Source organism: uncultured Roseibium sp. (assembly GCF_947499295.1).
GTDB lineage: Bacteria > Pseudomonadota > Alphaproteobacteria > Rhizobiales > Stappiaceae > Roseibium.
Genome location: NZ_CANMNP010000002.1, coordinates 397444 through 416835, shown reverse-complemented (window position 1 = coordinate 416835; position 19392 = coordinate 397444). Strand labels below are relative to the sequence as shown.

Below are 19392 nucleotides of genomic sequence, written 5' to 3'. Positions count from 1 at the left end.
GTCGCGCGGTTCGGCTTTATGGGCCTTCCATCGAATTTGGAGTCGAAACGCATGAAGTCGCGTACCAGGGCCGTCGTCATCGGCGGAGGCATTGCCGGATGCTCAACGCTTTTCCATCTCACGCGAGAAGGCTGGAGCGACGTTGTTCTGGTCGAACGTAACGAGTTGACCAGCGGCACAACCTGGCATTCAGCAGCCCAGGTGACAAATTTTGGCATGAACCAAACGATGGTCGGCCTGAAAAGCCACTCCATCCGCCTTTATAAGGACCTGGCGGAAAACCCTGAATACCCGATCAACTATCATTATGGCGACGGAGGTATGCGGCTCGCGAACACACACGCCCAGATGCAGGGTTACCGGCATTTCGCCTCCATGGCGCGTGCAATGGACGTTCATTTCGAAGTTATTGACGCAGACGAATGCGCCCGCCGTCACCCGCTGGTTTCCAAGGACAATCTCTTAGGTGGGCTGTGGGACCCCTTGGACGGCGACATCGACCCCGCTCAGTTGTGCCAGGCACTCGCCTTTCACGCCCGCAAGGCAGGTGCTGAAATCTACCGCAACACACCCGTGACGGCTTTGACCCAGCACCGGGACGACACATGGACCGTACACACAGAACACGGGGACATTGACTGCGATGTCGTTGTCAACGCCTGCGGCTACCGGGTCAATGAAGTCGCCGCCATGATGGATGTGCACCACCCGGTCGCCTCCATGGAACACCAGTATTTTCTCACCGAAGACATTCCGGAAATTATTGCAGCAGACCACCGGATGCCGCTCATTCGCTGCCCGATCAGCGACTATTATTGCCGGCAGGAAAAACAGGGCTTGCTGATCGGTTTTTACGAACAGGACTGCAAGACCTTCGGCATGGATGGCATCGACCCGAACTTCGTCAACGCCTTGTGCCCGGACGACCTTGATCGCATTATGGATGTGTTGGAGGGCGCCTTTGAAAGAATGCCCGCCCTTACGGAGGCTGGCATCCGCTCGGTTATAAACGGTCCCATCACTTATACGATTGACGGGGCACCACTTGTCGGCCCCATTCCAGGCAAGCGAAACGCATATTGCATAATCGGGCTCAGAGCTGGCCTTGGAGAAGGTGGCGGCCACGGATGGCTTCTGGCCCAGCAGATTGTTCATGGCGAAGCGTGCTACGACACCTGGTGCATCGACCCGCGAAGATTTACGGGGCATGCCAATGTCGAGTTGACGTCAGTCAAAGCGATCGAAGACTATCAAAACGAGTTCCGTTTTCACTTCCCACATGAACACCGGCCTGCGGGACGACCAGCCAAGACAACACCGCTCACGCCCCATTTGAAGGCAGAGGGCGCAGAGTTCACCGTGATCAATGGCTGGGAGCGCGTCGACTACATCAAACCGAATGAAGAGTTTCATCCCTCGCTCAGTTACGGTTTCGATGAGGCTTTTGGTGTGGTCAAACGCGAGATTGAGAATGTTCGGGACAATGTCGGCCTATGCGAAGTCAACGGTTTCAACAGGATTGAGATTACAGGTGCCGACCGGCATACGTTTCTCGATCGGCTCGTCTGCGGCAATGTGCCAAAGCGCGATGGCCGCGTCGGTCTTGGCTATCTTCTCAATCATCACGGCAGGATCAAATGCGAAGCAACATTTGCGAACTTGCCACGGAGCGATCGTGGCCCTGCCCGCGTCTGGTATGGCTCTGCAGCGGCAAGTGAATATCACGACATGGACTGGTTGAGGCAGAACCTTCGAGACGACGAAGATGTTGAGATCAAAAGCCTGACCAATGATCAGACCATCCTCGTTCTTGCCGGCCCGAATGCTAGGAAGGTGCTGTCCGAGTGTGCGCGAGGCGACTGGTCCGCCGAAACGTTTCCATGGCTTGGCGTTCGCGAGTGTTTTGTCGGCTTTGCGCCAGCCACCGTCATGTCGGTGAGCTTTTCCGGCGAGTTGGCCTATGAAATCCACATCCCTAATGCGTCGCTTTATGCGGCTTATGCTGCGCTTCGCCAGGCAGGGGTGCCGCTTGACATGAAGCTGTTTGGAGCACGCGCGGTGGAGGCCATGCGCCTCGAGAAAGGCTTCTTCCATTGGAAAGCGGATCTTTTGACTGAGTTCGACCCTTTTGAGACCGGCCTCGATCGATTTGTGAAAATGTCCAAGGACACGTTCATAGGAAAGGCTGCCCTTCAAAAACATGTAGAGAATGGGCCAACCAAAAAGATTGTGACGCTGAGAATTGACGCCGAACATGCCCCGGCACCACCTGGAGCCTCGCTGATGAAGGGCGAGGCTGTCATCGGCACTGTGACGTCTGGCGACTGGGGACACAGGGTTGGAATGAACCTTGCCTATGCTTTTGTTGACCCGGTCTATTCAGAAGTCGGACAAACCATGTTGCTCGATCTGTGTGGCGAGCCGGTCGCTGCGACCGTCATTCCACCTTCTCCATATGATCCCGGGCATGATCTCATGCGGGGCTGACCCTCAGGACATGGCTGCGGGCCGGGTGTTGCGATTTCAGACGGATGTTCTTGCAACGTCGAGTGTCAGGCAGCACCGTCCAGGACGAGCCCGGTCGCGCAGTGCACGATGATTTCCGAAACCGTTTGGCAATCATCCAGTGAAAACGTAAGCGGGATCCGCATGTCGAACAAACCTGCAAGGATGTCATCGGTTTGCGGCAGTTTCTGGCGTTCCAGATACCGCCAACTGTGATGATTTGAGGTAAAGGCAACAGGGTCCACATCGCCGAACCACTTCAATTCTACTCCCAGTGATTTGGCATTTGCCACAAACTGCCTTGCTTCGGGCTCGGCAATTCCGGGAATACGGAATTGAATAGAACTGCCGACATAGAATTCCTTCGATGAGCGCTCCGGCAGAACAATTGTGGCCGAACGGCTCAAGTGACCGGCGACAAGATCATATCGTTCATTCCAGCGCTGAATGTTTTCTTCCAATACCGCAATTTGAGGTTTCAGGATCGCTGCTCTCAGATTGTCCATCCGTCCGGACATATTCGGGGTATCAAGGCGCGCATCGTTAAAGTGGTGCTCTGCGGGTGCTGCACCGTGGCGCTCATAAAGCATGTATGAGCCTGAGAGCATGATGGCCCGGGCCATGAAGTCAGGATCATCAGATGTCAGAAGCCCCCCTTCTCCGGAATTGATGTGCTTGTAGGTTTGTGCCGAGAAACATCCCGCCAGGCCGAAATTTCCGCTTAAAGCCCCGTTCCAGCGCGCACCCATTGTGTGGGCGCAGTCTTCAATCAGGGTCACACCCGTCTCGTTCAGAACCCCAACCAATTCATCCATGTCGCACAAGTGACCGCGCATGTTCGACAACAGCAGATGCTTCGCACCGCAGCCCGAAATTTTCTTGCGCAGATCGTGCAGGTCAATCACCAGGTCCGGTGTTATCTCAACGAGAACCGGAACCGCGCCAACAGATGCAATCGCGCCCGGAACCGGGGCAAGGGTAAAACTGTTTGTGAGGATCTTGTCACCCGGGGCGACACCGGTAGCACGCAGCGCAATCGACATGGCATAACCGCCGGAGGCGCAGGCAAGGCAGTATTTTGCACCTTGAAAGACGGCATAGTCCCGCTCAAGTTCACTCGTGACGCTCGGTTCGCTGCCCAGCGTATTGTAGCGATGAAGGCGGCCGGATTTCAGAACTTCCACCGCTGCCGCGATCGCCTCGTCAGGAATGGCTTCCTGTTGCGTGAATTGCCCCGTGAACGCTTTCAAACTCCACCTCGCCCCGTCAGCGGTCAGTCAAATGACCGGCGAATGATCATCATTGAAAACGAATAGTGCTGGGACCTGCGAGATGTGCAAGCAGATTATGCATCTCGCACATAGAGGACTTGTTTAGTCCTTGCCCGCAAGCTTGGATTTGACCTTCAGCCGTCCAGCTGCACCTCGGACATGAGCGGCCATGGCATCGCGCGCGGCGGCTTTGTCGGAGGCCTCGACGGCATTCAAAACCTTCAGGTGTTCTGCAATCGTGGTACCGACGAGATCCTTCTTTACGTGAAGGCCGGATGTCGCCCGGGTGGTGTCTTTCAACCGAGACGAAATATATCCGATGATGGCGGAAAGGTAAGTGTTGCGCGTGGCATTTCCGAGTGCGCGATGAAACGCGGCGTCCGCTTCCAACCGCTCGTCATCAAATTGCTCCTGTCCACCCATCTCGGAGATGGCATTTCGCATATCCTGAAGATCGTCGGCGCTTCGGCGTTCAGCTGCCAGTCCCGCCGCTTCAATTTCCAGGATGCCTCGCAATTCGAACAGATCAGCAAGATTGTCCGACTTGCCGAGGGCACGAATATCGACACGGAATGTTTCACGCTCCGACACCGGTTTGACGACCGCGCCGCGTCCTTGCCGGGATTCAATGACGCCATCGGAACGCAGCCTGGCGATGGCTTCACGCACGACGTTACGGCTGACGCCAAAGGTGTCGGCAAGGCTGTGCTCTGTCGGCAATGTGTCACCGGGTACCAATTCGCCATCGGTGATCTTGGCCATGATGTCAGCAGCAATCTGATCCGGCAAAAGAGACGCCCGCTGCACCTCCCGAAATTGCGGCATCACCGCTCCTCCCTGCATTGTCTTGTGTCGTTTTTTCACGACTTTAATGTATGCATAGGCGAAGGGTGCCTGCTTGTCGAGCTAGGGGCGACCCGTATGTTTCAATGGCAATCCGTCTGAATGACACCTGTCTAAAGTGCATAGATCACTTCTGCTGCCCTGACGGCGGCAGAAGCCCTATTCTCGACGCCGAGTTTGACGAAGATCTGTTCCAGATGCTTGTTGACCGTGCGCGGCGACAGGCCAAGGATTTCACCAATGTCCTTGTTCGACTTGCCTTTGGATATCCAAATCAAGACCTCGGCTTCCCGATTTGTGAGATCAAAACGCTCCTGCAAGGCACTTATCTGTCCGGCTTCGTTTTCAGCAGTCACCCGGAACAGGTTTTCGTCGGGTCCGACACGGCCAAGCGGATGCAATTGTACAGACAGGTCTTCCGAAAGACCAAGCATGAAGCTTTTGCGCCGATCGTTTGCCTGTCCGGCACCGTCCAACCAGTCCCCCAGTGCCCTGCCCAGTCGGAAGAGACTGTCTTCTGCAATGCCCGTACGCGCAAGAAGGTTCTGGATTTGCGGCGTCGACCAGAGGACTGCCCCTTCTCGCGACACAGCAATAAGATGGCGGCCCGCCGCATCCAGAGCAACATGCGCGCTTTGTACAGAGCGTGCGTTTTTCAGATGCACCTTGATGCGTGCCTTCAATTCATCAACATCAATAGGCTTGGTGAGGAAGTCCACCCCGCCCGACTCCAGTGCCTTGACCACGTGTTCGGTCTCAGAGAGACCGGTCATGAAGATAACCGGGACATGCTTTAGTGCAGGATTTTCCTTGATCCTGCTACACGTGTCGAAACCGTCAAGGCCTGGCATGACAGCGTCCATCAATATCGTGTCGGGTGTCACCCTTTCACACACGGACAGCGCCGCCTCACCACTTGTCGCCACCAGCACGGCAATTCCGGTCTGTTTCAGCGCTTCGGTGACGAAACCCAGCGTTTCCGGACTGTCGTCAACAACCAGAACTGTATCCCGGCGCTCATCCGTCATGTACTTCCAATCCGCTTAACACGTCTTTGTAGGCTTTAAAGTCGAAACGCGTGAGATGTCCTTGCAAGGTTTCGGTGAGTGGCCGATATTCCGGCATTTCGGCAAGCTCGCTCAATTTCGCCTCGATGCCTTCCACATATCCGATCTCTGCCAGCGACATCAGATCCGCCACCTGATCGGCTCCCGGTGAGCGAAATTTCGTCACGGGCGCAGGGCCCCGGTTTTCAAGATTTGGGGTTTCGGTCCAACTCAGCGACAGATGTTTCTGCAGGAGGTCAAACAACTGGCCGATATCAAATGGCTTGGCAAGTGTCGCATCATGATGGGATGGGCCATCGGGGCGTAGAGCCTGATCGCCGATATTGGCCGACAACATGACGATCGGTGCCATGACATTCCGGTCCCGCAAGGCCTCTGCCAGTTCCCACCCATTCATGCCGGGCATCAAGATATCGACGAGATAAAGATCCGGCTTGTGCTCAACGATTTCACCGAGGCAGGATTTTGCGTCCTCGCCCTCCAACACGGTGAAACCTATTGGTTTGAGAATATCGCTGACCAAAGCACGATGGTCCGGATTGTCATCGATCACCGCGATTGTGCGGTGCTGGCCCTCATAACCACGAACCTGGCGTTCAAGTCGAACGGTGTCCACTGGGCGATCCACTGCGGCAAGCATGAGCCTGACTTCAAAAGAAGCGCCCTTTTCCGGTTCGCTGGCGAGGGCGATCGCACCTCCCATGGTTTCAGTGAGCAACTTGGTAATCGTCAATCCAAGCCCAAGACCCGGCGTCCTTGCGCCACTGGCTGCCTTGCTGCGGCCGAAGGGTTCGAAAATCTTTCCCTGTTCATCCAGAGCGATGCCGGGGCCGCTGTCGCTCACGACGAAGCTCGCGACCTGGGACCGATAGCTGATGGACAAGGAAACCTCGCCCGCATCGGTGAATTTGATCGCGTTCGAGAGCAGATTGACCAGAATTTGCCGTAACCGCTTCTCATCTGTTCGAGCAAAAACCGGCAGATTGCGAGCCCTGACATAGTTGAAACCAAGCCCTTTGGCAGCAGCCTGCATGCGGAACATGTCGACGATCTGGTCGAGAAATTCATAAAGGTTGATTTCGTTGGAATAGATCTGCAGGCGGCCTGCCTCGATGCGGGAGATATCCAGAAGACCATCGATTAGACCGGAAAGATGTTCGGCGCTTCGGCGAATAGTGCTGACCGCCGGTTTGCGGGCAGGCGGAAGAGTTTCATCCCGCTCCAGAACCTGCGCATAGCCCATGACCGCATTCAGGGGTGTCCTGAGTTCGTGACTGAGGCCGACCACATAGCGGCTCTTGGCAAGATTGGCCGCCTCAGCGTCCTCCTTTGCCTTCTGCAAGGCCGCGTCCGTCACCCCGTGGGCGTCGATTTCCTTTTGAAGGAGCGCGTTCTGGCGCACAGATTCTTCTTCCGCGACCCGGCGGGTGTCGTGGGCCAGAACCAGAAACCAGCAAGCGATGCCGGCAACGATGGCAAAAACGAAGAAAATCAGTGCAACGGTTTGGGCGATAATGCCGGTCGGGTCGCCAAGCCGGCTTGCGGCCTGTGCATAGATAATCCAGAGCACCAGGCCGATGCTGGTCACCGACAAGAACGAAAACAGCGCATAGCGTCCCAGCCGGGATCGGAAATGGACAAGCATCCTTTCCGGCAAAATCATTCCGGCAACTGAGCCAACCTGATGGGAAAGCCGGGCTTTCGGCTTGCAGGAATCGTGACAGCGTGCATCCAGCGAACAGCACAGCGAACAGATTGGCGCTCTGTAGGCCGGGCAATAGGCCATGTCTTCCGGTTCGAATGGGTTTTCGCAGATGGAGCAGGCTATCTGATCGGCGCTCTGCCAACTTTGCCTTGGTTTGCGCGCCAGGTAGTACTGGCCCCTGGTCAAATAGGCGATCAATGGTGCGGCAACAAAGGCAATACCCATCGCCAGGAACGTTGCCAAAGCTGCCGCGATCTCACCGAACATGTCGAAATGGGCAGCAAGAGCCAACCCGGCCGCCAGAAACATGGCCCCCGTCCCGACCGGATTGATGTCGTAAAGATGTGCACGCTTGAACTCAATGCCGGGCGGCGACAGACCCAAAGGTTTGTTGATGAACAGGTCTGCCGAGATGGCGGATAACCAGGCCATGGCAATGATGGAAAAGATACCGAGTGTCTCTTCCAGAAGTCCGTAAATGCCGAGCTCCATCAAGAGCAGCGCAATTCCAACATTAAAGACCAACCAGACCACCCGGCCCGGATGAGAATGGGTCAGGCGTGAAAAGAAGTTCGACCAGGCAAGCGACCCCGCATAGGCGTTCATGACGTTGATCTTTAGCTGCGCCACGACGACGAAGGCCGCCATCAAGAGCAGCACCAGAGTTTCATTGGGGATCATGTAGCCGAAGGCAACAGCATACATGCGCGCCGGTTCGTCCGCGTGTTCCACAGGCACACCATGAGACATAACAAGGACCGCCAGGAAGGACCCTGCGATCATTTTTGGAGCGCCCAGAACGACCCAGCCGGGCCCGGCCAGGAACAGCGCCAGGCGGTGCCGCTTTCGGACGAAATCCTGGGCTGGAAGAAATCGAAGAAAATCGACCTGTTCGCCGATCTGGGCCATCAACGCCAAAATAACTGCGGAAGCTGCACCAAAGCTGACGAGACTGATGTTATCCCAGCCTCCTCCCGATGTTGCCGGCGCACCGGTTGATGGATCGATCCCGGAGAAACTCAGCCATTCACCGACGGCTTGCCAATCGGTGAAAGCTATGAATACGAAGGGCAAAATGTTGAGAATGATCCAGAAAGGCTGCGTGGCCAGCTGAAACCGGCTGATCCAGGTAATGCCATGCGTGACCAGCGGAATGACCGCAACCGCGCTGATGATGTAGCCAAGCCATAGCGGTACGCCGAATGCAAATTCCAGCGCGCTCGACATGATTGACGCTTCAATGGCGAAGAGAATGAAGGTGAAGCTGGCATAGATGAGCGAAGTGACCGTTGAACCGATATAGCCAAAACCCGCACCTCTGGTCAGAAGGTCAATATCAACACCGTAGCGCATGGCATAGCGGCTGATCGGCAACCCTATGACGAGAAGAACGAGGCTGCCGACCAGAATGGCAAGAAAGGCGTTAGCCGTCCCATACGAGAGCGTGATGGCGCCACCGATAGCCTCCAGCGCCAGGAAGGAAATGGCTCCGATTGCAGTTTGCGAGATCGCACGCGATGAGAACTTGCGTGCACTCTTTGCCGTGAAGCGCAGCGCATAATCTTCAAGCGTCTGGTTGTTGACCCATTTGTTGTATTGGCGCCGAATGGGCAGAATGCGTTGACGGGCATTCATTTGGCTGGCCCCGCGGCCAAGGTGATCTTCGGCTTCCTCAGTTCAGAATTGGCGTGCGTTTGCGACGTCATGAAGCCAAGAAATGCCTCATAAATCATCATTTGCCTGCTTTTTCGGCAAACACCCGTCTTCATCAGCCCGATTTTCCGCCCCGTTACTCTGGTTAGCCAAAACACTCAGCATTTTTCGTGCCGAACTGGCTTACGCTTTGGCGCAACCCCGTTTTCGCCACTTACGTCAATTGACGTATGTTGCGCCGCAACAGTTCCGGCGCACGATCCTTCCCCGACAGCGGCAGTCCTTCCAGCCGCCATTCGCCGGCCGGGAACCGGCGACGTCATCGAAAAGGGGAACTCACATGAAAAAGTCTTTTACCAAACTCGCATTGGCAGGTCTGATGGCCTCCACCATGATCGGCGGCGCAGCTGCTGAAGACACCATCAAGGTTGGCATCCTGCACTCCTTGTCCGGCACGATGGCGATTTCGGAAACGACGCTCAAAGACGCAATGCTGATGCTCATCGAAGAGCAGAACAAGAAGGGCGGTCTTCTCGGCAAGAAACTGGAAGCCGTTGTCGTCGACCCTGCGTCCGACTGGCCGCTCTTTGCGGAAAAAGCGCGTGAACTGATCGAAGTCAACGGCGTTGACGCTGTCTTCGGATGCTGGACTTCCGTTTCGCGCAAATCCGTGCTGCCGGTCTTTGAAGAACTGAATTCACTGCTCTTCTATCCGGTTCAGTACGAAGGTGAAGAATCTCAGCGCAACGTCTTCTATACCGGTGCGGCACCGAACCAGCAGGCCATTCCGGCAGTTGACTACCTGATGAATGAAGAAGGCGTCGAGCGCTGGGTCCTGGCCGGCACAGACTATGTCTACCCGCGGACAACCAACAAGATCCTGGAAGCCTACCTGAAGTCGAAGGGTGTCGCTGAAGAAGACATCATGATCAACTACACGCCGTTCGGTCATTCCGATTGGCAGACGATCGTTTCCGACATCAAGACCTTTGGATCCGCCGGCAAGAAAACTGCTGTGGTTTCAACCATCAACGGTGACGCCAACGTTCCCTTCTACAAGGAACTCGCGAATGCCGGCATCAAGGCTGAGGACATCCCGGTCGTTGCTTTCTCGGTGGGTGAAGAAGAGCTTGCAGGTCTCGACACGGAGCCGCTCGTCGGCCACCTGGCTGCCTGGAACTATTTCCAGTCCGCGGACACTGACATCAACGCCGAGTTCATCGACGCCTGGCACGCCTATATCGGCGACGAAGAACGCGTAACAAACGACCCGATGGAAGCTCACTTCATTGGCTTCAACATGTGGGTCGAGGCCGTTGAAAAGGCCGGCACCACCGATCCGGATGCCGTGATCGACTCCATCGTCGGTGTGACCGTTCCGAACCTGACAGGCGGTTACAGCGCAATGATGCCGAACCACCACATCACCAAACCAGTCCTGATCGGTGAAATCCAGGATGACGGTCAGTTCGAAACCGTTTGGGAAACCTCAGGCCTCGTGGTCGGCGACGCATGGTCCGATTACCTGGAAGGCTCCAAGGACCTGATTTCCGACTGGCGCGCACCGATGTCATGCGGCAGCTTCAACACCGCCACTGGCGAGTGCACCGGCTCCGGTTCCTAACGGATTAACCAAAACCGGGGCGGGCCAGCAAATTGGCCCGTCCCGAATGGCTTGGTTCGTGACGGTGGACGATAAATGTCCTTGAAGGATCTCCTCCTCCTGGTCGATAGCCAACACGTTCGTCTGGACGAACAGGCCGACACTAAAAGCACCGGTTTCCCGCCTTGCGGGCACCACCAAGCGGCTCTTTAACGAGAGGCCGCCATCGTCAAGCTCACAACGCCGGTGGACACATGTCCTTCTTGAAATCCCTCTTCCTGATTCTGGGCCTCATTTTTGGTATCTTTGTGAGCCCTGCTGTTGCCCAGTCCGAGCCGGAAACGCTCCGCCCGCTGATCAACGAGCTTGCCAAAGGCAAATATGCCGAAACGGAACAGCAGATTGGCGCCCTGGCTGCAACGGGCGATCCTGCTGTGGCTCCGGCACTGAAAGCACTCAGCGAAGGCGATCTCTTCTTTCGCAAGTCCGACGGTGTAGTCTTCATCGCTGAGAAGCAAGGCAACTCCTACAATCTGAAAGACCCACTAACGCTCGAGGCAGCGGGAGAAGCCGGCAGACGCGAAGTCAAAAAAATCAAGGTCAACAACAAGCTACGCCGTGTGATCCGGTCGGCACTCGGTTCCCTAACGCTGATGGCTTCGGACCCGAACGTACGGCGGCTGGCGGCTGTGGCGATTTTCAAGGCCAAGGATCCCGAGGGTATCGAAGCACTTGATGTAGCGCTTGCTGCTGAAGAAGACGAGGGCGTGCGCCGTGTCATGGAGCAGGCGCGTGCCGCAGCCGTATTGAATTCAGACCTCGATGAAACGCAAAAACTTGACGCTGTCGCCACTCTTTCGGACATGGGCAACAGAGATGCACTTTCGTTGCTTTTGAGTGTCAGGGCTTCGTCAGAAGGCGTGGTCCGCTCCGCTGCAAGCGAAGCCATCACAAAGATTGAAAAGTCAATTGCCACCTGGGATGCGGCCCAGAACATTTGGTACGGCGTGTCTCTGGGATCGGTTTTGTTGCTGGCGGCAATCGGCCTTGCCATTACGTTCGGCGTGATGGGTGTCATCAACATGGCGCATGGCGAGATGGTGATGATCGGCGCTTATACCACCTTTGTGGTTCAAGACGTGATCCGGACCTCCATGCCAGGTCTGTTTGAATACTCTCTCTTTATCGCACTTCCACTTGCCTTCCTCGTTGCGGGTTTGATCGGAATTGCGATCGAGCGCGGCGTCATACGCTGGCTCTATGGTCGACCGCTCGAAACATTGCTCGCAACCTGGGGCATTTCGCTGATCCTGCAACAGGCCGTGCGCTCGATCTTCGGACCGACCAACAGGGAAGTCGGCAATCCCGACTGGATGTCTGGAGCGTTCGAGCTTGGGCAAATGACAATCACCTATAACCGGATGTGGATCATTGTCTTTGCCTTGCTGGTTTTTGCAGGACTGATGCTGGTTCTCAAAAAAACGCCCTTTGGCCTCTACACGCGTGCAGTTACCCAGAACCGGCGCATGGCTGCCTCAATGGGCATTCGCACCCCATGGATTGACGCTCTGACCTTCGGCCTCGGATCGGGCATCGCAGGGATAGCGGGTGTTGCCCTCAGCCAGATCGACAACGTCTCTCCAAATCTCGGTCAGGGCTACATCATCGACAGTTTCATGGTTGTCGTGTTCGGCGGGGTCGGAAATCTCTGGGGCACATTGGTCGGCGCCATGACGCTTGGGGTCGTCAACAAGTTTCTGGAGCCCTATGCCGGCGCAGTGCTTGGCAAGATCTTCGTGCTCGTCTTCATCATTCTCTTTATTCAAAAGCGTCCGAGAGGCCTCTTCGCCCTCAAGGGCCGGGCAGTCGAAGCATGATGTCTTCCTTTCTCTTCCGCGCGATGGACGCAAAAGCCGGCATATTCCTGGCCATTCTAGGGGCTGCGATTGTCCTCGTTCCGGCTGGCAACCTTCTGGTTCCGGAGACATCGCCCTTCCACGTGCCGACATATGCCGTCACGCTTATGGGCAAGTACCTGACATATGCCTTGCTTGCCCTGGCAGTTGATCTGGTTTGGGGTTACTGCGGCATCCTCTCGCTCGGTCACGCGGCATTTTTCGCTCTCGGTGGTTATGCCATGGGCATGTATCTCATGCGCCAGATCGGTCCACGTGGCGTTTACGGCGATCCGGTTCTCCCCGACTTCATGGTGTTTTTGAATTGGGAGCATCTGCCCTGGTACTGGTATGGCTTCGACATGTTTTGGTTCGCCGCGTTGATGGTGCTGCTGGTACCAGGCGCTCTCGCCTTCGTGTTCGGATGGTTTGCGTTCCGCTCGCGTGTCACCGGTGTTTACCTTTCCATCATTACCCAGGCACTTACCTACGCCCTCCTGCTCGCTTTTTTCCGGAATGACATGGGCTTCGGCGGCAACAATGGCCTGACAGACTTCAAAGACATTCTCGGCTTCGACATTCAAGCCGATACGACCCGCGCCGGCCTGTTTGCAGCCTCGGGCATTGCGCTGGTCCTGTGTTTCCTGATTTGCCGCTCGATCACGCGGTCCAAGCTCGGCAAGGTTCTCGTAGCTGTTCGCGACGCCGAAAGCCGAACACGGTTTCTGGGTTACCGGGTCGAACATTACAAACTGTTTGTGTGGACCCTCTCCGCCATGATGGCCGGAATTGCCGGCGCACTTTACGTGCCGCAGGTCGGTATCATCAATCCAGGCGAGTTTGCGCCCGCAAATTCCATCGAGGTGGTGATCTGGGTGGCCGTTGGCGGACGAGGAACACTGGTGGGCGCGGTTCTCGGTGCAGTATTGATCAACTTTGCCAAGACCTGGTTCACCGCGGCACTGCCGGACATTTGGCTGTTTGCACTTGGTGGCCTTTTTGTCGTGGTCACGCTGTTTCTGCCAAAGGGGATCATCGGCACACTTGGCTCCGGCTGGACCGCATTGAGGCAACGCAAGATTTCCGCCAGATATGAAGCCGGTTCCGACCAACCGCCGAGCCCTGCCGCCCATTCGCCGGGCGCAGCCGCAAATATCTCACCAAGAGCCGAAAACACCGCGTCAAGCACATCCGGCGCTGCCAAACCACAGCCTGCGGAGTAAGTCGATGGCCCGAGCAACAAGTCTCCTTTATCTCGACGGTGTTTCCGTTTCCTTTGACGGCTTCAAGGCACTCAATGAGCTGTCACTGATTATTGCCCCTGGAGAAATGCGCGCCATCATCGGTCCGAATGGAGCCGGAAAGACCACCATGATGGACGTGATTACAGGCAAAACCCGCCCGGACACGGGAGAAGTCTTTTTCAACGGTGCCATTGACCTGACGGGTGAAGACGAAGCATCGATTGCCGAACTTGGGATCGGCCGCAAGTTTCAAAAACCAACGGTGTTTGAAAGCCACACGGTTTGGGACAATCTTGAGCTCGCGCTCAAAGCTCCACGCGGTCCGTTTTCAACACTGTTTCACGTTATCGCCCAGAGCGAGAAGAAGCGCATCGACCACCTTCTGGATCTCATTCGGCTTGGGTCAAAACGCCATGAACTGGCCGCCAACTTAAGTCACGGACAGAAACAATGGCTCGAGATCGGCATGTTGCTTGCTCAGGACCCGAAACTCCTGCTGGTTGATGAGCCGGCTGCCGGAATGACCGATGCAGAGACCGCAGAAACCGCAGAACTGCTGAAAGATATCGCCAAGGACCATTCCGTTGTGGTCGTCGAACACGACATGGTTTTCGTGCGATCCCTGGATGTCAAAGTAACCGTACTTCACGAAGGCTCGGTGCTGGCGGAAGGGTCACTTGATCATGTATCCGCGGATGAGCGGGTTGTCGAAGTCTATCTGGGCCGTTGAACCATGTTGCAAGTTGAAAAAATCAATCTTCATTATGGCGCTGCTCAGGCTCTCAAGGGCGTGTCGCTCAACGCTGAAATCGGCAAGGTAACCTGCCTGATGGGCCGCAATGGTGTCGGCAAGACCTCGACCTTGCGCGCGGTTGCCGGCCAGCATGGCATAAGCTCGGGCAAGATCGTGTGGGACGGAACCGACATTTCCACACTGCCTGCGCACGCGCGTGCGAAAAGCGGAATTGCGATTGTACCCCAAGGCCGCGAGATCTTCCCGCTCCTTTCGGTAAAGGAGAATCTGGAGACAGGCTACGCGCCGGTGAAACGCCAGGATCGAAACATCCCTGAGACGATCTACGAACTGTTTCCGGTTCTGAAAGACATGCTGAACCGGCGCGGCGGAGATCTCTCTGGAGGTCAGCAACAGCAGCTCGCCATTGCCCGTGCACTCGTAACCCGACCAAGGCTTCTGGTTCTGGACGAGCCAACCGAAGGCATTCAACCGTCAATCATCAAGGATATCGGACGGGCAATTTCCTGGTTGCGGGATCAAGGCACCATGGCCATCGTGCTGGTCGAACAGTATTTTGAATTCGCACGCGATCTGGCGGATGACTATTCCGTAATGGACCGGGGCGAAATCGTTCTTTCCGGGACTGGCGCTGATCTCTGTGAGGCGGAGGTTAGACGCTTTCTTACGGTCTGAGATTTTGAAAGCAGGCTAACCGGTCAATCGCAAAGCCACCTCAGCGAAACACCAGGGCAAATTGACCGTTGGCCCATTCAGGTCTGGCCTTTTCCGGCTACAGGATGTAATCGGTGCGCAACTTACGATGATTGGCGTTCGCCGAGAAGCATCCAAATGCGGGAATGAACAATGCGCGTTGCAATGATTGGAACCGGCTATGTCGGTCTGGTGTCCGGAACTTGTTTTGCCGATTTCGGTCACGTTGTTACGTGCATTGACAAGGACACTTCCAAAATCGACGCGTTGAACAACGGCGAGATTCCAATCTACGAGCCGGGCCTTCAGGATCTTGTCGCAAAGAACGTTTCTGAAGAACGGCTTTTTTTCACGACTGCTCCTGAGGAAGCAATCAGACAGGCGGACGCGGTCTTTATTGCCGTCGGCACACCAACCCGGCGCGGTGATGGTCATGCGGACCTAACCTATGTCTATGCCGCAGCTGAGGAAATCGCGGCCCTGATCGAAGGCTTCACCGTTATCGTCACCAAGTCCACCGTCCCGGTCGGAACGGGAGATGAAGTTGAAGCCATTATTCGGCGAACCAACCCCGATGCCGATTTCGCGGTGGTTTCGAACCCGGAGTTTCTGCGCGAAGGCGCCGCAATCAATGACTTCAAACGTCCTGATCGCGTTGTCGTGGGAACCGACAGCGAGCAGGCCGTGGAAGTCATGCGTGAGCTTTACCGCCCGCTCTATCTCAACGAAACACCGATCATTGTCACGCGCAGACGCACGTCCGAATTGATCAAATATGCCGCCAACGCATTTCTCGCCGTCAAGATCACCTTTATCAACGAGATTGCAGACCTTTGCGAGAAGGTCGGTGCCAATGTTCAGGAAGTGTCGCGTGGCATCGGACTTGATAACCGTATCGGGTCAAAGTTTCTGCATGCTGGCCCGGGATACGGCGGTTCCTGTTTCCCCAAGGACACACTTGCTCTGTCGAAGATCGCCGCAGACGTCCAGTCCGACCTGAAAGTGGTCGATTCCGTGATCGAGGTGAATTCAGCCAGAAAGAAGAAGATGGCTGACAAGGTCATCGATTTCCTAGGCGGAGATGTCAATGGAAAGACCATTGCCCTCCTCGGACTGGCTTTCAAGCCGAACACCGACGACATGCGTGAAGCGCCCAGCCTCGACATTGTTGCGAAACTGCAAGAGGCTGGTGCCAATATCCGCGCCTTTGATCCCGCAAGTATGGAAGAAGCAGAGAAGCTCATGACGGGCGTGTTGTTCTGCGATGGGCCCTATCACGCGATCGAAAACGCGGACGCTGTTGTCATAGTCACTGAGTGGGATCAATTCCGGGCACTGGATCTGGAACGCATGAAAACTCTGCTGAATGAGCCGAAAGTGGTGGACCTACGCAACATTTACACCTCTGACTACATGGGTAGTCGTGGCTTCGAATACACAAGTATTGGTAGAAGCTACTAAGTTGTATTGACGGTGACAGTATTCAGAATGGTTGTAGACAGGTTGCAAGCACTCTGACTCACACCTTTGAAAACGTTACCAAAATTTCACATCACATTTAACTTTGGATTATTGCGCGATCAATTTCTGCGTGGTAACCAAATCCTTAACAGCAAGAACTTTTACGAGTTCTGTTAACCAATTGTTTACGATATCGTGGCGCGCACAGGACCCAACAGGTACGATGTAACCGTTGTTCCTCGAATGCACGTGACCGCGTGAGGCTGACGGATTTTGGCAAACGAAACTGTCTCATATGACGCTGACGATCGTCGCAGCGGACCAATCAAGCTGCCCGGAATTTCCGGTCTGCAGCCGAAACGGGTCCGATCCGCGCGAAAGGTTCCGTCGCGCTTCCTGAAGCGATCTTTCGACGTTATCGCCGGCAGCATCGGACTCGTATTGCTAATGCCTTTGTTTGTGCTGATTGCCCTTTCAATCAAACTGACAAGTCGAGGCCCGGTCTTTTTCAGGCAACAGCGATATGGCTTGAACGGCGTACCATTCGAGGTTCTGAAGTTCAGGACCATGTACAAGAAAATGTGCGACGATAGCGGTGTCGTGCAAACCGTTAAGAATGACCCACGAGTGACGCCTGTTGGGTCCTTCCTGCGGAAAAGCAATTTCGACGAGTTACCCCAACTGATCAATGTGCTTAGGGGCGACATGTCTCTCGTGGGGCCTCGCCCGCACGTGCCCGGTATGCTCGCCGCCGGTGTCCCGTACGAAGAATTTGATCCGAGATATATGGATCGCCATAAAATTCTTCCTGGAATTACGGGACTGGCGCAGATCAGCGGCTTCAGAGGTGAAACGCGCGAAGAATATCCGGCCCGCATGCGGCTGGAGCATGATCTTCATTATGTCGAGCACCAGTCTCTTCTGCTCGACATAAAGATCATTCTCGAAACCATACGGAACGAATTTTTCAGTGGCAAAGGCTACTGATTGTACTGACCTAAACCGTCAGATCTCACATTCTAGATGGATCAGTCAGACTTTTGACTTAAGCGGCCCGCGATGTGTCGAACGGCCAACTGATATCCGTCGACGCCGCACCCTGCCAACACAGCTTCCGCACGTTCCGAAACGTAGGAATGTTGCCGAAAATCCTCACGTTTATGAATATTCGAGATATGCACCTCGACAACAGGTGCGTCAAACGTGTTGAGCGCATCAAGGATTGCAATTGACGTGTGTGAATATGCGGCCGGGTTGATGATAATGCCATCAGCCTTCTCACGGGCCTCATGGATCCAGTCAATGAGTTCATGTTCAGCATTGCTTTGGCGAAATACGATTTCGACCCCGACTTGCGAACCCATGGTTTCGCAAAGCCGGCAAACATCATCAAGCGTCTGCGAGCCGTATATCTCCGGTTGGCGCTTGCCGAGAAGATTGAGATTCGGTCCGTTCAGTATGTAGACAACTTTCGCCATGTAAGAAGTTCCCTGTTCACCGTCAAAAACGGCAAGCCCCTTGCTAGTTTTCCTGCGCAATTAAGTGAATTACCACAAAAGATTGTGGACGGCTCCCGATTACACCAAGCACAACCAGACGTTCACTTGCACCGACCAATTTTACGTACTATTAACCATAAATCTCCAGTGTGTATGAAAATCACCTTAGCGAGAAATCATGATCAAGCTGCGTGAACGGCTGGACACTTTAGAAGCTCTGATGTCAGCCATTGAGGGCTATCAGCACCTCCCGATTGACGTTCTGTCTCAATTCCTTCTGGACCACTATACCGTCGATCTTGATGTGCTGGCCCAATTTGCCGACGCCGCGGAAAACAGCAGTTCCGTTGTTGCGAAGGGCGGTGAGACGTTCCAGACGGCAAGAGCTGGTGCTGCAGCTTAACCAGAGCCAAGTCGGCAGCGCAAAAATCCTGAAAATCAACCGATTGCGGTGATGTTTTCGACGGGACCTTCCTCACCAGGTGGTTGACCTTGCGGCTGACCCGGTCCTCCCTGCCAGATTTTCTGACGGTTGCGAATCTCCCGCGGCGCCGGCCCAAAATAGGTGGCGGTTTTGATGAAGTCACGCGGATGCAATATGACGCTCGAGACGCGTTGATAAAGAGACTTCGCAGAAATTGGTTTGGACAAAAGCTCATGAACACCGAGCCGGCGCGCTTCAACGATCCGGCTGCGTTCCGTATGCGCTGTCACCATGATGATCGGGATATAAGCGAACGGATTGTTGGGACTGCGGATCATGCGGACCATGTCAGCACCGTCCAGAATCGGCATGACCCAATCAAGGATCAAGATATCGGGATTGGCACGATCCATGGCCTCGAGGCCGGATGCACCGTCCTCGGCCTCAACAATTCGACGCGCACCGAAGCCCTGCAGCATCGTGCGCAGGATCGTCCGCATATATGCACTGTCTTCGACCAACAAAAATGTCAGCGAGGCAAGATCCAGGCTCACCTAGTCCTCCATGTTTCCCGACAGTGTTGACATGAAAGTCTGAACAATGAGTTAGCCAGTGAATTTCGCCTGTTTTGTCTTGATTTGCAGCGTCCAGGGAGGCACCGGAAAGCCTGCATGGATTGGTAAGGTGTTTACAAAACTCCCGGGATGCAAACAGACCCTTTCACCTCTCGGTAATGTTGCGGCACATTAATCTTTTGTCGCCTATCGCTTTAACG

At 55.2% G+C, this 19392-nt stretch carries 15 protein-coding genes; 9 read left to right on the top strand and 6 right to left on the bottom strand.

What is annotated here, in order from left to right:
- Positions 1–51: 51 nt before the first annotated feature.
- On the top strand, positions 52–2487 hold the full coding sequence (locus Q0835_RS06000; RefSeq protein ID WP_298959320.1) for an FAD-dependent oxidoreductase: 2436 nt from the start codon (positions 52–54) through the stop codon (positions 2485–2487).
- 65 nt (positions 2488–2552) lie between these two features.
- Here the strand turns inward: Q0835_RS06000 and Q0835_RS05995 are convergent, their stop codons facing one another.
- The 4 genes from Q0835_RS05995 to Q0835_RS05980 form a co-directional block, all read right to left on the bottom strand.
- A complete protein-coding gene (locus Q0835_RS05995) occupies positions 2553–3755 on the bottom strand; it encodes a DegT/DnrJ/EryC1/StrS family aminotransferase (RefSeq protein WP_298959316.1) in 1203 nt (400 codons plus the stop codon).
- A 123-nt stretch (positions 3756–3878) separates the two neighbouring features.
- On the bottom strand, positions 3879–4601 hold the full coding sequence (locus Q0835_RS05990; protein ID WP_298813360.1) for a FadR/GntR family transcriptional regulator: 723 nt from the start codon (positions 4599–4601) through the stop codon (positions 3879–3881).
- Positions 4602–4732: 131 nt separating this feature from the next.
- Positions 4733–5647: a DNA-binding response regulator gene (locus tag Q0835_RS05985; protein ID WP_298813361.1), complete on the bottom strand. Its 915-nt coding sequence runs from the start codon at positions 5645–5647 to the stop codon at positions 4733–4735.
- Positions 5637–9026, bottom strand: coding sequence for an ATP-binding protein (locus Q0835_RS05980; RefSeq protein ID WP_298959314.1), 3390 nt, complete (start codon positions 9024–9026; stop codon positions 5637–5639). The genes Q0835_RS05985 and Q0835_RS05980 overlap by 11 nt, the downstream gene beginning before the upstream one ends.
- Before the next feature lie 358 nt (positions 9027–9384).
- Here Q0835_RS05980 and urtA point away from each other — a divergent pair, with 358 nt between their 5' ends.
- The 7 genes from urtA (at position 9385) to Q0835_RS05945 (ending at position 17681) form a co-directional block, all read left to right on the top strand.
- Positions 9385–10668, top strand: a complete 1284-nt coding sequence (gene urtA, locus Q0835_RS05975; protein ID WP_298813364.1) for an urea ABC transporter substrate-binding protein — start codon at positions 9385–9387, stop codon at positions 10666–10668.
- Positions 10669–10901: 233 nt separating this feature from the next.
- Positions 10902–12524 (top strand): urea ABC transporter permease subunit UrtB, encoded by a 1623-nt coding sequence (urtB, locus tag Q0835_RS05970; protein ID WP_298959312.1) that lies wholly within the window; start codon positions 10902–10904, stop codon positions 12522–12524.
- Entirely contained in the window at positions 12521–13765 is a 1245-nt protein-coding gene (gene urtC, locus Q0835_RS05965; protein ID WP_298959307.1) for an urea ABC transporter permease subunit UrtC, read from the top strand. The genes urtB and urtC overlap by 4 nt, the downstream gene beginning before the upstream one ends.
- 4 nt (positions 13766–13769) lie before the next feature.
- Positions 13770–14516, top strand: coding sequence for an urea ABC transporter ATP-binding protein UrtD (gene urtD / locus Q0835_RS05960; RefSeq protein WP_298813367.1), 747 nt, complete (start codon positions 13770–13772; stop codon positions 14514–14516).
- A gap of 3 nt (positions 14517–14519) precedes the next feature.
- The gene (urtE, locus tag Q0835_RS05955; protein ID WP_298813368.1) at positions 14520–15215 is read left to right on the top strand and encodes an urea ABC transporter ATP-binding subunit UrtE; all 696 of its coding nucleotides are present in this window, start codon (positions 14520–14522) and stop codon (positions 15213–15215) included.
- 171 nt (positions 15216–15386) lie between these two features.
- Positions 15387–16694, top strand: coding sequence for a UDP-glucose/GDP-mannose dehydrogenase family protein (locus Q0835_RS05950; RefSeq protein WP_298959304.1), 1308 nt, complete (start codon positions 15387–15389; stop codon positions 16692–16694).
- A 273-nt stretch (positions 16695–16967) separates the two neighbouring features.
- Positions 16968–17681: a sugar transferase gene (locus Q0835_RS05945; protein ID WP_298959301.1), complete on the top strand. Its 714-nt coding sequence runs from the start codon at positions 16968–16970 to the stop codon at positions 17679–17681.
- A 41-nt stretch (positions 17682–17722) separates the two neighbouring features.
- Here the strand turns inward: Q0835_RS05945 and aroQ are convergent, their stop codons facing one another.
- Complete coding sequence (gene aroQ / locus Q0835_RS05940; RefSeq protein ID WP_298959299.1) at positions 17723–18172, bottom strand: type II 3-dehydroquinate dehydratase; 450 nt, start codon at positions 18170–18172, stop codon at positions 17723–17725.
- A gap of 199 nt (positions 18173–18371) precedes the next feature.
- On the opposite strand from aroQ, the gene Q0835_RS05935 reads away from it, so the two are divergent.
- Positions 18372–18596 (top strand): hypothetical protein, encoded by a 225-nt coding sequence (locus Q0835_RS05935; RefSeq protein ID WP_298813372.1) that lies wholly within the window; start codon positions 18372–18374, stop codon positions 18594–18596.
- 35 nt (positions 18597–18631) lie between these two features.
- Here Q0835_RS05935 and Q0835_RS05930 read toward each other — a convergent pair whose 3' ends face one another.
- Positions 18632–19171, bottom strand: coding sequence for a response regulator (locus tag Q0835_RS05930; RefSeq protein ID WP_298813373.1), 540 nt, complete (start codon positions 19169–19171; stop codon positions 18632–18634).
- Positions 19172–19392 lie beyond the last annotated feature (221 nt).